This is a genomic window from Saccharomonospora iraqiensis subsp. iraqiensis (assembly GCF_000430445.1).
Classification (GTDB): Bacteria; Actinomycetota; Actinomycetes; order Mycobacteriales; family Pseudonocardiaceae; genus Saccharomonospora; species Saccharomonospora iraqiensis.
The window spans coordinates 1-1,205 of sequence record NZ_KE387114.1 but is presented as its reverse complement, the minus strand read 5'-3'; the positions used below and the strand labels follow the sequence as shown (position 1 = coordinate 1,205).

The 1,205-nt window shown below is 69.3% G+C and carries 1 protein-coding gene and 1 pseudogene; both read right to left on the bottom strand.

The genetic code is table 11. The features are described 5' to 3' along the window. Positions 1-741 (bottom strand): MFS transporter (locus tag ACTIR_RS0117000; RefSeq protein ID WP_233345934.1); only part of this gene is annotated, 741 nt, incomplete at its 3' end. Between the two features lie 251 nt (positions 742-992). After that, positions 993-1,205, bottom strand: a pseudogene (locus tag ACTIR_RS27565) (hypothetical protein); the annotation flags it as partial.

Below are 1,205 nucleotides of genomic sequence, written 5' to 3'. Positions count from 1 at the left end.
GCCGCCCGGACCTCCTGCGCCGTCCCGGCCGCCCGCGGGTCCGGTGCCGGTGGGCATGCTGTTCTCGCCCGCCGCCATCGGCGGGGGCGGCGCGACGGCCCCGGTCTCCGGAACGGGGTGGACGTTGCGCCGGGACAACTCCGGGATCCGGGAGAGCAGCAGCGCGCTGGCCAGGTACAGGAGCCCGTTGAGCACGACCACGACCTTGGCCGTGCCGAACTCGCCGAGGACGTCCGGCGGCAGTGCCAGGGTCGTCTCGACACCGGTGAGGAGCGCGTAGAAACCCGCCCCGGTGACCACGGCCACCCCGTAGGTCATCACCATGCCGAGCTGATTCGCGGTCTCCACCTGGTCGCGCCGCCGCAGCAGGTTCGGGACCGCGGCGTCCTTCGACGGGATCCACATCATCGCCGCCGAACCCACGAGGAAGTTGCCGAGGAACAACCACAGCGGGGCACCGACGATCGCGATGGAAATCAACAGTGCGGAACGGACGAGGTCCGCCGTGATCATGATCGTGCGGCGGTCGAAGCGGTCGGCGAGCATTCCGCCGAGCGGCGCGAACAGTAGGCCGGGCAGCAGTTGGGTGAGTACGATTCCGGCGAACGCGAAGTTCTGCGCGGTGTAGTTGTCGGTGAACTTGGTGACCAGTCCGGTCAACGCGAGCAGCGAGAGCCAGTCCGCCACGCTGCACAGGTAGGTGACGCCCCAGAGCCGACGGAACGGACGAATCGCCAGCACCCGGCGGACCCGGTGGACCGTGGACGCCTCGCTGACCGCCGACGAAGGCGTGTCACCGCCACCGCCCCCGTGCGTGACCTCGCTGATGTGCCCCACCCCATAGCCGTTTCGGGCAGTGATTACGGCGGTATCGATTCCGCATACCGCTGCCGCTCAGCGTAGCGGCAGACACCGATCCGCCGTGGGGGACTCGCGCAGTTGTACCGTCCGTAGGCATTCGGACACCGGTCGGAGCGGGCCGAATCCGTGGGTCAGCCGAAAATACCGGTGATGCTGTTGACGAAACTGACGACGAACTGAATCGCGATCAGGATGAACATCACCGACAGGACCAGGGCGACCGTGAGCCCGGTCGACCCGCTCGACGGCCTGCGCACGACCCCACGGGAGCGCGTCGCACGGGGCGGGGCACCGGAGGTCCGGCGCAGCCGCAGGATCGGCGCCGACCGCGGAGCCTCCGCCGT